Raw genomic sequence first — 271 nt, forward strand, 5'->3', positions numbered from 1 at the left:
TACGTCGCGCGCAGCGTGATCTGGCGCACCGGCAGCTTCGTGCTCGCGGTCCTCCTGGGCGCCCTGACGATCTCGCTGGTCGGCATCGCGGAGTGGAATGCGTTCCTCAAGCGCCTGAGCGGGCAGGAGCTCGGCCAGGTGCTGACCACGATGGGCTCCGCGCTCATCTACCAGGACCTGGCGCTCGTCTTGTGGGGCGGCGATCCGTACACGACCTCGGTCCCGGCCGCGCTGTCGGGCTCGTTCGTCGTCGGTCAGCTCTACTTCCCCG

Annotated in this window: 1 protein-coding gene; it reads left to right on the plus strand. The window is 69.0% G+C overall.

Going from position 1 to position 271, the window contains the following annotated elements; all coding sequences use genetic code 11:
* Positions 1–271: hypothetical protein (locus tag KVT28_RS25190; protein ID WP_217550902.1), on the plus strand; the 271-nt coding region annotated here is incomplete at both ends.

It is taken from the genome of Pantoea sp. GbtcB22, from assembly GCF_019091025.1.
GTDB classification, from domain to species: Bacteria; Pseudomonadota; Gammaproteobacteria; order Enterobacterales; family Enterobacteriaceae; genus Pantoea; species Pantoea leporis.